The following is a 13,786-nucleotide window of genomic DNA, read 5'->3' on the forward strand; positions in this document are numbered from 1 at the left end:
GCTTAGTTTAGTTGCGGTTCTGCGGCGATGAAGTGTTCGAGCTGCAACTGGTGTTGCACTGCCACAAAGCCCATCTGCTTCAGAGTGTTCACCTGTGTTTGGCTGTTGACACCATCGACGATGAGTTCAATCTTGAGCGATTCTGCACTCAAGCGCAGTGCATTAAGCAGCCGCTGGTGACGTGTGCTACGAATGCCATGCGCTAACTCAGGCTCAAGTTTCAGCTGACTAATTGGCAAAAAGCTCAGCGTTACCATAGAGCTATAGCCACTACCAAAACTGCTGATCCCCAAGTTCACATCTAGCTCGCGTAACTCTTCAAAGCCATTGGCATGGTTTTCGTTATCACGCGCCAACGCTAATTCACTAAAGAACAGGCACAATTTATCCAGAGGGAACTGGCAATTACGCAGGCAGTTTTTCAGGCTACGTAGCGCATGTTTGTGGGTTAGATGTTGGCTGGAGATAGTCAAATGCAAGCTGGTGTAGCTCGGCAGTGCCAGTGAGCTAAATTGGCTACTAAGCATCTCAATGGTATAGCGATCTAAATCGAGCAACATGTTGGCTTGCTCGGCCAGATTGAGCAGATGTTCATGACTAATCAAGCCGTATTCCGCATGTTGCCAGTAGAGTTTTACATCGCGGGCGATTTCTTTGCTGTTGTGCAGCGACTCAACTTTGGCAAAACTCAACTGAATTTGACAGTTTTCTAAGGCGGCGCGCAGTTCGTTTTCTAAGGAAATATTGCGCAGTAACTGTTGATGCGATTGCTCATCAAATACCACATAACAGCCTTTGCCGCGGGTTTTCGCCATATACATCGCCGTGTCGGCGTCGCGCAGCAGCGACTCGCTGGTTTCATTGTTGTGGCGACCACTCATGGCGATACCGATACTGGCACCGGAATTGAACATTTTGCCATTGAGATTAAAGGGTTTCGCCAGCTCTGCCAGAATGCGTTCGGCTACATCCTTCGCATCATCAATGCTATGCAGGTGATCGAGTAGGATTACGAATTCATCGCCACCTAGGCGCGCGAGTGTATCTTGTTCGCGAATGCATAAACCGAGTCGTTTAGAGGTCTCGACCAGAAAGTGATCACCTTCTAAGTGACCTAAGGTGTCATTGACCAGCTTAAAGCGATCGAGGTCAATAAAGAGTAAGGCGAACTGGCCGACGGTGCTTCGCTGGTGAATGGACAGCGTGTCTTGCAAGCGCGCCATAAACATCATGCGGTTTGGTAAGCCCGTGAGCGCATCGTGGCTGGCATCATGTTTCAGCTGCAGTTCTACTTTTCGCCGCTGCGAAATTTCCCGTTGTAAATCTTTGTTGGCTCTTGCGAGCTCGCGGGTGCGCTCGATAACCTTTTCTTCCAACTCTTCATTAGAACGTTTCAAGGTTTCAGTGGCGTACTTACGCTCGATGGCGGTAGCGATATGCTGTGACACAAAAGTCAGCAGATCCATATCCTTAAACTGGTATTTCTGGTCATTACTGAACGAATAGACCGCCAGCGCACCGCCTACGCTGCCTTGGATCATCAACGGAATACCAATCCACTGCTTCATCTGCTGGGTTTGGTTAAGATCTGGCGCGCGACTGTAGATTTCCCCCTGATGGATCAGTTTCTGCAGGCCGTTTTGATCTAACAACATTGGCCGTTGGCTGCGGATCAAATACTCCACCAAGCCATCTTTTAACGCCCGTGGCTTAGGTGGGACTTTGCTGAGCTGAGAAACGTAGAACGGAAACTCTAGCTGCGTATTGTCTTCTGACAACAGTGCGATATAGCAGTTTTGTGCAGGTAGCAGATGGCCGATAACGCGATGGAGTTCGGCGTAGAATTCAGAGCCTTCCAAGTTGGAGGTGGCTAAATCGGCAATCTCAAACAGCGAACGTTGCAATCTTTCGGCGCGGCGGCGTTCGTAAACTTCCAGCTTGAGCTTTTCATAGGCATGGCTGAGTTCTTGCGTGCGTTGATCGATTGCTAATTCGAGTTGTTGCTGGTGACGTAGGCGTTCGAGCACCCCGGCAATATGGTGGCTGATAAACACCATCAACTCTTGGTCGCGGCTGCCATAAGAGATTTCAGTCCGGTAACTTTGAACGACCAGCACACCCACGACAATCTCATGGTGAGTAATCGGAACGCCAAACCACTGGTGGCTGGGTGAGCCTAGATTATCTATTTCACCTAGTTCTTCTAAGTGCTCCGCCATTTCTTCGTCGCACAACAGTGGCTTTTGCGAGCGGATGACATAGCCTGTAAGACCACGTTTCAAGGTGTCTGACAAACTTTCATCAGGATAGAGTTCGGATGGATGAGCGTCCTTCTCATCAGCAAAAAAAGGCAATTCCAGTCGATCTTGATTTTTCAGCGCAATATAGAAGTTATCGGCAGGGATCAATTGTTTAAGGTGACGATGCAGGCCGTAGTAAAACTCCTGCATAGTATTGACTGTGTTAGCAAGATCGGAAATACCGAGCAATGCCTGTTGGGCAGACTCGATGCGTTTAAATTCAGCTTCTAATTGATCTTTGTTATTCAATTTTATGCCCGAGTTTAACGTCCGGACATTACCTCTCTGAACTTCTGTGTTCGACATATTGCCATTCCATTGAACAATTTAGCGGTAACGTCTTGTAAAGGAATTGTTGATTTATTGACTAAACTGATTAGTAATATCATTAATGCATCTTAGTGCCAAGCCAAATTGTTGGCGAGCGTCAGTAATCTGTTTATTGCTATTAAGCTAAAAGTTGAACAACTAAACCAAAAAATTCAAAATAACCGTAGACGCGGCGATGAAATACTCCTACTATATGCGGCGCTGACACGGCAGGGCGCCCATAGCTCAGTTGGATAGAGCGCACCCCTCCGGAGGGTGAGGCCGAGGGTTCGAATCCTTCTGGGCGCACCATCTAGGTTTAGGGTAGCTCAGTCAATGTTAGCAAAATTCAGTGGTGGCTGTAGCTCAGTTGGTAGAGCCCTGGATTGTGATTCCAGTTGTCGTGGGTTCGAGCCCCATCAGCCACCCCATTTTTCCATCGTTATACAATGATGGCGAAATGTAAGAAAGTCAAAAATGTCGGTGATTAGCGCAGCCCGGTAGCGCATCTGGTTTGGGACCAGAGGGTCAAAGGTTCGAATCCTTTATCACCGACCACTTTTGAACTTTTCAACGTTGACGAACGTATAACGTCATGTCGCAAGACAACCCCTTCGGTGATTAGCGCAGCCCGGTAGCGCATCTGGTTTGGGACCAGAGGGTCAAAGGTTCGAATCCTTTATCACCGACCAAATTCTAGAAAAGCCTCTGCAATGCAGAGGCTTTTCTGCTTTCTGAACGATTAATCTCATTCGACGTCTTTGTCACCATACTTAGCACGTCAGCGCCCGCTAGCGCCGATGCTGCAGCGGACGCGACATGTCGAGTTGTTTGGCTTAGTCAATATTCTCCGGCGGTGCGATAAAGCCTTGGTAGCCTTGTACTTTGAAACTATCAAAGCGAGCGAGCTGCGTTTGCTCTTGAATACCCGTAACAATTACGCTGATATCCAGCCCTTTGGCGACGTTAACCAGCGCACGACACAGCTCGGCATTATGCAGGTTGTCTTCAAACTGGGCGAAGGACTGATCGAGTTTCACGTAGGCCGGGCGGAAGCTCTGAAGGTAGGTCATGGAACCAAATTGACGACCGAAGTGGTCAATGCCAAAGCTGGCGCCATATTCCTTAATGATTCGGCACAATGATTCACAGGCCTCAGTATCGCCGTAGATTGTGGCTTCCTGAATTTCAAAGGTGAGCAAGCCTTGATGATTATTGTCTTTGAGGAATTTAGCGAGCCAATCATGGAAGTTTACATCCGTAATACTCTGATGGGTTAAGTTGACTGCGAGTGGCTGCTCGATACGTTCAATAATGCCGTCCTCGAAAATTTTCTCGATTAGGCAGCGATCCATCAGACTCCCCAAGGACAACAACTCCACATACGGCATAAACTGTCCCGCATGCACTACCTTATCTTCCATTTGCAGCTGACAGAAAATCTCACGTTGCAGCAGTTTGCTGCTGCCGACTTGTTGAATTGGTTGCCAACGGAAGCGGAATTGCTTGCTGTTAATCGCTTCGGTCAGTTTCACACGCCACTGTTCACGCGTGAATAACTGCTGTTGCTGTGATTCATACCAATGGAAAATTCGACCTTGCTGCAAGGCGTGCTGCAGGGCATTGTCCGCTTGCGCCAAGATACTGGAAACTGACGACTGGCCAATGCGCTCGGCAATACCGATAGCGTAATCCTCGTTTGGCTTACTGCCAGCTTTGATCATCTCTTGGTTAATGGTGCGAATTAACGTTTGCAGGTATTTACTGGTCTGTTCGCGTTCGACATTGGTAATTAAAAATGCAAATTCGTAGGCAGAAATACGGGCAATAACCGAGTCGGCGACGTCTTTGAGTTGTTGCTGCAGTTTTTCTGCGAGCAGCTTGATGGTTTCATCACGTACCTGATAGCCATATTTACTATGAACCTCTTCTAACCAAGACAAACGTGCCATTAAGAGTGCACCGCTGTCAGGCTCACTCAACCAGCTATTAAGGCGGCCAGTCATGTATTGGCGGTTAGGCAAATTGGAAACTGCGTCGACCAGATTCTTTTTACGTAGTTCAGACACTTCCTGATCGAGCGAATTAAAGATTTGCTTCAATTGCGCCGACATGCTGTTGAACGCCTCGACCACATCTTTAAGTTCACGCGTTTTGGGCGGCACCATATCCGGGCCGAATTCCCGTTTGGCAACACTTTTGGCATGCTCGGCAATGTCGTGCAGCGGTTTTAAGATCCAGCTGAGCCCAAATCTCGCGGTCAGAATGGCGACCAAAAACAGAATAGAGAACACGATGATGGTGTTGCTCATAATGCGCCACAACTCGTTATATCCGTAGCCGGGATGAGCTGTAATTTTTAGCTGTGCCAGTTGGATCCAGCCCGAGGTAATGGTGCTTTCTTTAGCGATGGTAGGAAATAATTGGAGATCGATAAACCACTGCGGTACGCCCTGAACGCGAATGGCGTTGTTCCAAGTTTGCTGTTTACCATCAACCATCCAGGTGAGTTGCACCTGTTGATAGTAGCCACCTTCAAAGATGACGTTGACCATCGTTTCTACGGTGGCCATATCACCAGCTTCGAGCGCAGGAACGAGCATCAAACCTAATGAGTGACTAGTGTTATTTAAATCAGACTCCATTTGTTTGGTCAGAAAGCTGCGGGTTTCATTAAATTGCACATAGCCCAAGCTAGCGACAACTAGCAAAAACAGCCCAAAGAGCAATGAATATAACTGTCTGAACAAGGTCATTGTTATCGCTACTCCAGTACCAATCGAGGTTTACGCAAACGGTCTACCCCGAGTCTGTATTTAAGATCATTCCATTTTTCGAGCCGAGACGATGAGCCCGCAAGTTCACCTCGGCCGCGTTCTTTGTTCAGCCACAACTGTTGACCGTTGAAACTGTAGACAGGAATCAAGTCGCCACGTTGGGTTGCAGGTTTGAGCATGGGGTCGAGATTATCCAGAATAAGCGGGATGGAGGAGGGCTTTGCATAATAGGCTAATACCATATGGTATTGGTTTACGCTGGTGGCCTTTACCATAGTGATCCGCATTTTCTCGTCTGCGATGCCGAGCTGCAGCAACGTGAAATATTTGGCGATAGAAAAGTCTTCACAATCGCCACCGTTGACACCAATAAACTCCAGCGGTGTCGCCCAATAGTTGCTGTCACCCCAGAGTTTAATGTCATCAACAAATCTAAATAGGTTAAAAAAATTATTGACCGCTTTTAGCTTATCCAGCTCGCTAAGCTGTTGGCTATTGTCCAAAATCTTAAACCAAGCCTTCGCGCGTAAGCCCGCGCGTGGGCCATATTTATCTGACAGTACAGAGACAATATGGCCTTCATCCAATGGTTTAACATTGTCAGCTTGTGGGGCGATTACCACCACTAAAGCCGTTACAATGGCGCAATGGCAAACCCGCCTAAAAAAAGCGCGCAGCGGTCGTTTGCCAAAAGCCAAGGTGGTCAAAGCATTTCCTATTTAACAACTTCATCTACTGTGTAAATGTTCCACTTCATGTCAGCCATTGTATCTTCGCCAGTAACTTCTGCAATCACACGACGATTTCGACGCTGCGCTTCTTTTGTACCGCTGAGATCTACCGGACGATCAAAGCTATAACCTACTGCTGTTAACCGGTCTTTTTCGATACCAAACTCTTTATTGAGCACATCGGTCACCGCATTAGCGCGATTTTGTGACAATTCCAAGTTGTGATCGTAAGAACCTGTACGACTACAGTGGCCTTCAATGGTTACCTTGGTATGAGGGTACTGCTTCATAAAGTCAGCGATGGTTTGGATTTGGCTATAGTACTGTGGGTCAATATAGTAAGAATCGTTCGGGAACAATACCTTAAGTTCAGAACGTTCCTTAATAGGCTTGACTGTACCGCAGCCATAATTGTCAATGTTTGCGCCGGTGACGGTGCCGGAACATTTTTCACGGGCTTCGATAACACCATCACGATCTTCATCGTTCAGGTTATACACTTGCTGTGTGTCGCCATCCATAGACACAGTATCCCGCATTGAACAGCCTGCGAGCAGGACAATAGGCAGTAGGGTCAGTAAGAGTTTCATTATTCTACTCCTTCCTCATTATGGTCCATTTCACCTTGCCAAACGGCAGGACGAGTAACCCTTAGTGAATCGAGCAATTTCCCTGTTGCATTGAGCACGCGGTATTTTGCGATAATTTCATCAAACTCGGCAGTGAGATAATCTCTTCTTGCTTCAAACAGTTCATTTTCAGTATCCAATAAGTCGAGCAAGGTGCGCTGTCCTAAATTGAACTGTTGTGAATAAGCTACCTGGGTTTCTTTTGCTGCTACCACATGTTCGCGAATGTACTGCTTTTGTGGCTCGAGATATTGATAGGCATGCCAAGCCAAATCGACCCCTTCCACTACCTCGCGGTAAGCGCGCTCACGGATCTCTTTTGCTTCACTGAGCTTATAAGCGGTTTCTTTTTCACGCGCTAAATCACGACCGCCATTAGCGATGTTGTAGCGCATACGCACCATGGCTTGCACGTCATTGTAGTAACCGCCTACATCTTGATTAGCAATAGCGCTAAATCCATCTTCACCATTGAGGTCGTTGTTCCAGTTGGCTGATAGCTCCAGCGTGAACGTTGGATAGTAAGTCGATTGTGCGGTGGAACGTTCTGATTCAGCCGCCAGAATATCGCTGCCAGCAGACTTCAGTACTGGATGGTTCTTTTTCGCCATTTCGATACCTTCAGGCAGATCTTTAGGTAGCATGTCGGCGTCAGGTACTGGAATAATCAGGCTATCAGGTTGCTGGTGGGTGATACGGAAGAACTGGCTCTTCGCATCCATAAAGTTATTACGGGCAGAAACAACGTTAGCGTTGGCTCGCGCCAAACGACCACTAATTTGTGATAAATCTGCAGTAGACCCTAAACCAGAATCAGTTCGTTGTTTAATCTGATCGAAAATATCTTGGTGTGTTTTCAGATTTTTTTCGGCCAATGTCAGCACTTGCTCGGCGCGAATATAGCCAATATAAACACGCGCTACATCAAGGGCTGTGTCTTCTGCCGTTGCAAACAGCGTCCATTGATCGGCACTTGCTTCATACTTGGTACGCGCAACTTCGCTGGACGTATAGAAGCCATCAAACAACATTTGGCGAATGCTGACACCGAACTCTCCGCGTCCCAATTCCATGTCATTAACGCCTCTGCGACGGGTTGTCGGTGAGTCCGTTTTTTCATAGCCATAGCCAGCGGTGAGCGAGGTAGACGGCAGGTAACCAGCAAACGCTTGGTTAACTTGTTCTTCGCGTTGCTTGAAACGATTAAAAGCGACTCTAATATCGGGATTTGTGTCCAGAGTAGAAGCCACTGCTTGCTCCAGTGTTTGAGCTAAAGCAGCGCCTGGAAACATCAACGCTGAAACAACCAATGCCAGAGCACTGGTTTTCATACGCCGATTAGTTAGTGTTTTCATATTAAACCCCTCCAAGGTTCAATCACTTAAAGCCTAGCGTTCCCTTAACGCATTTTCTTTGGCTCGCAGTATCGGATTAAGAATGTACTCAAGGACTGTGCGTTTCCCAGTTATTACATCTACGCTGGTCAGCATACCGGGTATTATCGGCATCTTTGTGCCATCTTTCTTACTTAAACTGGATTCGTCGGTCCTGACTTTCACCAGATAAAAACTATTACCTTCCTCATCCTGAGTGGTATCAGCGCTAATCTGTTCCACGGTACCGTGCAGTCCACCATACCGAGTGAAATCGTAAGCAGTGACTTTGACCACCGCTGGCAAGCCAGGGTGGAGAAAGGCGATATCTTTTGGCAGGATTTTAGTCTCTACCAGTAATTGGTCTTCAGATGGCACAATTTCCATAATATTGATCGCAGGTTGAACCACACCGCCAAGGGTATTGATTTCGATGGACTTTACTGTGCCGTTCACTGGCGAGGTGATAATGGCTTTATCCACTTTATCCATTGCGCCGACTTGTGCTTCGTTCATGCGCGAAAGTTTGGCTTGCATATCGTTAAGCTGCGCTCGAGCATCTGCTGCGTAACTCAATAAAGCATCTCGACGTTTCAAAATGGCTTCATCCATTGCAGCTTTCACTTTTGGCCGGTTGACGCGCAACCCTGACAACTCACCTTTGATGTCATTAACGTTGCGTTCCAGCTTCAACAGTTCGACTTCCGGTACAATGCCTTTTGTTGCCAATGGTCGTGTCAGTTCGAGCTCGCGAGTGACCAATTGGAAACTCGTTGTTAACGTATTAATTTTAGACGCTAATTCTTCATTTTCCTGCTGACGTTGCGTAATTTGTCGCGCAAGAATTTCAAGCTGGTTTGTGAGGTTATCAAGCCGACCGTCAAACTCCTCTTGCTGGCGCCTAACTAACTCAGGCTGAGTCTGATGTAATTTGTCGGGAAACACTGGCGAATGTTTGACGATTTTGATTTGTTCACGCCAATCTTGTGATGTGTCGGAGATCTGAATACTGTTCAGTTCAGCCTTTAAACGGATAACGTTGGCATTAAGAGAATCAACTTCTTGCTGCTGTTGTGCGGCATCAGAGCGGAAACGTGTATCATCGATGCGAACTAATGGTTGGCCTTTGCGGACTAACATACCTTCTTGTACGTACATCTCTTTTAAGATGCCGCCATCGAGACTCTGAATCACCTGTACCTGACTTGAGGGAATGACTTTACCCATTCCCGTAGTGACGCGATCGAGCTTGGCTAACGCAGCCCAGCCCAAGAAGCACAGCAACATTGCCGCCATTGCCCAAATAATCAGTTTGTGGCTAGTGGGCGCTTCGGTCAGCATAGCGCCATAAACGTCATCGACCATTTCCAGATCTTGTGCGGTGAGATTCTTAGCCACGGTTACCTCCTGCCATAAGCCCTTGGTTGAGTAGCTCTAACACCTTATTTTTCGGGCCATCGGCAAGAATGCGGCCACGGTCGAGGACGATAATGCGATCGACTAAGCGCAGAAGATCCATTTTATGTGTGATGATAATTAATGTGCGGTCCTTACTGACATGCCCCATCGAGCGCATAAATTGCTTTTCGGCACGAGCGTCGAGACTGGCGGTAGGTTCGTCCATCAATAACACTGGCGGATCATTTAAGATGGCCCGTGCAAGCGCAACGGTCTGCCTCTGACCTCTGGAGAGGGATTCGCCTTTTTCACCGACCTGGCGATCAAGGCCTTCAGCTTCCATATCGGTAAAAAGACTGACCCCGGCTAACTGCACAGCGCGCATAAGCTGATGCTCAGTAACCGAACGTGTACCAAAGAGAATATTGTCACGAATGGTGCCATGAAACAGGGTGACGTCTTGCGGTAAATAACCGAAATTACGGCGCAAATCGCTGGGATGTATTTGTGCGGAATCGACGCCGTCATAACGTAAGCTGCCATTGGCTGGTTGGTACAAGCCTACTAACATCTTCGCCAAGGTACTCTTGCCACTGCCATTGCGGCCAATGATGGCAATCTTTTCGCCGGGTTGAATACGTGCAGAGAGCGGATGCAACACTGGTTGCTCAGTTCCAGGGTAACTAAAGGTGATGTTGTCGGCTTCAATCTTGCCCATCAGGCGCTGCTTAGTCACCAGATGACCTTTGTTTTCAAATTCATCTTCTTGAGTCATGATGCCATCGAGCTGACGCAAAGCGCTGATCATTTGATTGGCTCGTGTCATCAAGTTTGCAAGCTGTGCCATAGGTGAAACCGCGCGGCTTGACAGCATCACTGCAGCGATAATTCCGCCCATTGAAATCGCGTTATCAGAAACCCGATAAACACCAAGAATAACTACGCATACAGTCGTTAATTGCACGATAAAAGTAGCAAAGTGCGATACCGCATTAGACAATTTCTTAGTCTTCAACTGCCAGTTAGCCGTATGGCCAATCATTTGTTGCCATGATTTCTGTACCAGACCTTCGGCACCATAGGCTTTGATCGATTCTAATGCGGCCAAACTTTCAACAAGATGGCCATGCTTGAGGCTGGAAAACTTATTGCTCTCTTCAATCGCGAGCTTTAAACGCGGTTGCACACTTAAGGTAAATAGCAAAATTGCAACGCCAGCTAGCACAGGAATAATGGCCAGATCTCCAGAGACCAAATAGATGATCACAATAAAGAGCAGTGCGAACGGTAAATCGATCAGCGCTGTGACCGTCGCAGAGGTAAGAAAATCACGAATGCTATCAAACTCTCCAAGCTGCCGCGCCATACCGCCGACACTACTGGAACGTTTTTCTAGTGGTAGCCCAATCGCTTTATAAAACAGCCGCGACGATACGATGATATCGACTTTTTTACCTGCAATATCAATCAAGTAAGCTCGTAGGTGGCGCATTACAAAGTCAAAAATATAGGCAATGCCTGCACCCGCAGCCAGCACCCATAAAGATTCAAACGCGAGATTAGGCACAACTTTGTCATACACGTTCATGACAAACAGCGGAGAAACAAGCGCAAAAATATTCACCAACACCGAGGCGATTAAGGCATCGCGGTAGATAGGCGCTGCGTCTTTCAAGGTCTGCATTAGCCAGTGTGTGCTGTGGTCGTGTTGATAGACGTCAAAGCCCATATCACCACGATATTGCTGTTTCACTAAGAACAGATAACCCACATAACTTGCTTCTAACTCTTCGATAGAGAGTCGTTGTTCTCCACCAGTTTCGGGAAGTTGAATCACTGCCGTTTGCTTATCGAAGTCTAACTCTCGCAAAATGCAGGCTTTTTTATCTTTAAGTAACAGAATGCACGGAAGCTGAATTGCAGATACTTGATCTAGCCCTTTGCGTATTAATTTCGCGGTTAAGCCGGCTCGTGATGCAGCCTGTGGCAGAAGTTCTGGAGACAATAATGCCGTTGATAGAGGCAGACCCGCTACCAAAGATTCAACAGAGCATGGGCTCCCGTAGTACTCTGTCATCAGTACTAGGCAGTCAAGTAACGGATCGACAGTGACGCGCTGAGACGCGGGTATAGTCCATTGCTCTGTTTTCGGCGAAGCAGAGTTACTACTCACGAAATGATTAATCCCTTAAACATGAATTGATAGGTAAAGTATTGTACAAAGACGCCCCGGTAGCAAAGCTGCAACCGGAGAATCTTTGAAGTTTTAGTAGCTTACCTATTATGGATGAAAGTCATTTTGTTGGTACGCCAGGCTGAAATCACCAGCCGTCGCAGATGCTGAACCATCTGAGGCATCTGTTTGGACTATGAGTGGGCCATCGGTTCCCAATAGACTGTTAATGATTTGATTGTCATTACCACTGCTCATATCAACACCATTCAACACGATTTCTTGCTCAACCGTGCCATTGGCATCTGTGTCAATGCTGATAGTGACTGTACCGTCAACTTGATCCACGCTAAAACTTAAGTAGCTATCCAGCGTAGTAGTTGTGCTATCCCATCCTGATAGCAACTCACTGATATCAAGTTTATCGCCATCGGAAGCGGAGAAGTCAGCTATTATATCTGTTCCCGTATCTCCAGCCTGCCAGATAAAGGTGTCAATGCCAGCACCACCGGTTAGCAGGTCATTACCCGCTCCACCAATCAAGAGGTCGTTGCCGATTCCTCCAATAAGAGTGTCGTTCCCATCCCCACCATAGATCGTATCATCACCATCACCACCATCTATCGTGTCTGCACCGCTACCACCGTAGATAGTATCGTTGCCATTACCGGCATAAATGGTGTCGTTACCGTCTTCACCGTATATGGTATCGTCTCCATCTCCACCATAAACCGTGTCATCACCACTACCAGCATGGATTTCATCGTTACCACTACCGCCATTGATCGTATCATTGCCTTCTCGAGCATAGATAATATCGTCTTGGCTGCCACCAAACAGGGTGTCGTTGTATTCGGAACCAAATATGGTGTTGACAGTGGCATCATTACCTACCACGTATACTGATGGATCGCCTGGAACGTTTGTAGAGAATTCAAATTGAACGAAACGCGCTTGATAGTTACCGCCGTTGTTATCTTCGTAAACAATTGTCCAAGAATCACCAGCAACAGCTGGATTGCTCAACAAATAGGCTTCTAATGTCGTTGAGGTCTGATTGCCATTGCTATCTAGCATATAGATGTTGCTATAACTTACAGTGGTTTCCATTAAATCACTGCCTGCATAGGTCCAATCGTTAACTCCGTTATTGGCGGCAAGGATCATGAAGGTAACGTAGGAAGTGATATTTCCCTGTGCATCCTTCACTGCAATTCTAAGTTTGGCTGACACTTCAGCTTCTAACGCGGCAATATCGTTGGCTCGTTGCGGATTGCCTTGGTTACTTCGCTGATTAAAATCAGTGAGCAGATGTATATAGGCATCTGAATGTAGGGCTAAATCTTGTGCTAAAGTTTGGCTTACAACAATGTCTTGAGTTTGATCATTTCCTGATGTTAACGGTGATGAACCATCTCCTATCTGTTCAGACTGTGATGGCTCGCTAACATTATCGACAGTGTTGATTGTGACGGTGCTTTGACCTGTAACTTCATCATTTTCATTCAACACATTGTATGTAAATGAATAGTCAGCATCAGAATTCTGCCCGTCAGCAGGAATATACACAACGGTCGTTAATTGCTCCGTCGTCAGAATATCATTTGGCTGAAGTTCAACAAAAACGCCTCCATCGTAGTAACCTACGGTCCCCGAGGCTGGTACCCCTGTTACCTGTATGTGCAGCGCATTATCTATGTCCGTAGGTGCGGTGATATAGAGCGGGTAGCCGTCAGTGTAGTCAGGATTCGCATAAGTACTATCAGCTGGAACCCATACCTGACGAGCAGACTCTACTATCGTTGCATCATCAGTTCCCGTAATAGTGACGATTACATCTTGGTCCACATAGGCACCATAGTTATCCGTCACCCGTACAGTAAAGGTTAAATTGATGGTGTCACCTTCATTCAAAGCTTGGGTGGCGGCCAGCGAGTTATCGAGGGCGTAGGTCCACAGACCATTTGCATCCACACCAAAGGTGCCGTAGATGTTGGCCGGATCTTGCACCTCAACACTCCAGTTCTGTGCATCATTCAGGTCAACATCGGTAGCACTGAGCTGGCCGGTGACTGACGGTGTGCCATCAACCACAG

8 protein-coding genes and 4 tRNA genes are annotated in these 13,786 nt (G+C 47.2%); 4 read left to right on the top strand and 8 right to left on the bottom strand.

From position 1 onward, the window contains the following. Positions 1-2 precede the first annotated feature (2 nt). Positions 3-2,549 carry a bifunctional diguanylate cyclase/phosphodiesterase gene (locus HR45_RS17875; RefSeq protein WP_162180665.1) on the bottom strand — a complete coding sequence of 849 codons (2,547 nt, stop codon included), beginning with the start codon at positions 2,547-2,549 and terminating at the stop codon, positions 3-5. Positions 2,550-2,844: 295 nt separating this feature from the next. Here HR45_RS17875 and HR45_RS17880 point away from each other — a divergent pair. The 4 genes from HR45_RS17880 (at position 2,845) to HR45_RS17895 (ending at position 3,301) form a co-directional block, all read left to right on the top strand. Then, positions 2,845-2,921: transfer RNA gene (locus HR45_RS17880), tRNA-Arg, on the top strand. Between the two features lie 43 nt (positions 2,922-2,964). Continuing rightward, positions 2,965-3,040 (top strand) — tRNA-His (locus HR45_RS17885). Between the two features lie 50 nt (positions 3,041-3,090). Beyond that, positions 3,091-3,167 (top strand) — tRNA-Pro (locus HR45_RS17890). Positions 3,168-3,224: 57 nt separating this feature from the next. Continuing rightward, positions 3,225-3,301: transfer RNA gene (locus tag HR45_RS17895), tRNA-Pro, on the top strand. 144 nt (positions 3,302-3,445) lie between these two features. Here HR45_RS17895 and HR45_RS17900 read toward each other — a convergent pair. The 7 genes from HR45_RS17900 to HR45_RS19145 all read right to left on the bottom strand — a co-directional run. After that, entirely contained in the window at positions 3,446-5,365 is a 1,920-nt protein-coding gene (locus HR45_RS17900) for a bifunctional diguanylate cyclase/phosphodiesterase (RefSeq protein WP_037445639.1), read from the bottom strand. Between the two features lie 8 nt (positions 5,366-5,373). After that, entirely contained in the window at positions 5,374-6,003 is a 630-nt protein-coding gene (locus HR45_RS17905) for a transglutaminase-like cysteine peptidase (protein WP_430742030.1), read from the bottom strand. Positions 6,004-6,101: 98 nt separating this feature from the next. Beyond that, complete coding sequence (locus HR45_RS17910) at positions 6,102-6,707, bottom strand: OmpA family protein (protein ID WP_037445640.1); 606 nt, start codon at positions 6,705-6,707, stop codon at positions 6,102-6,104. Next, positions 6,707-8,101 carry a TolC family outer membrane protein gene (locus tag HR45_RS17915; protein ID WP_037445641.1) on the bottom strand — a complete coding sequence of 465 codons (1,395 nt, stop codon included), beginning with the start codon at positions 8,099-8,101 and terminating at the stop codon, positions 6,707-6,709. Before HR45_RS17915 ends, HR45_RS17910 begins: the two co-directional genes overlap by 1 nt. A gap of 33 nt (positions 8,102-8,134) precedes the next feature. Further along, positions 8,135-9,517: an HlyD family type I secretion periplasmic adaptor subunit gene (locus HR45_RS17920; protein WP_037445642.1), complete on the bottom strand. Its 1,383-nt coding sequence runs from the start codon at positions 9,515-9,517 to the stop codon at positions 8,135-8,137. Then, positions 9,510-11,690, bottom strand: coding sequence for a type I secretion system permease/ATPase (locus HR45_RS17925; RefSeq protein WP_037445643.1), 2,181 nt, complete (start codon positions 11,688-11,690; stop codon positions 9,510-9,512). Before HR45_RS17925 ends, HR45_RS17920 begins: the two co-directional genes overlap by 8 nt. A 108-nt stretch (positions 11,691-11,798) precedes the next feature. Then, the coding region (locus HR45_RS19145; RefSeq protein ID WP_156104123.1) for a VCBS domain-containing protein at positions 11,799-13,786 on the bottom strand (1,988 nt) is incomplete at its 5' end.

The organism is Shewanella mangrovi, assembly GCF_000753795.1.
Classification (GTDB): Bacteria; Pseudomonadota; Gammaproteobacteria; order Enterobacterales; family Shewanellaceae; genus Shewanella; species Shewanella mangrovi.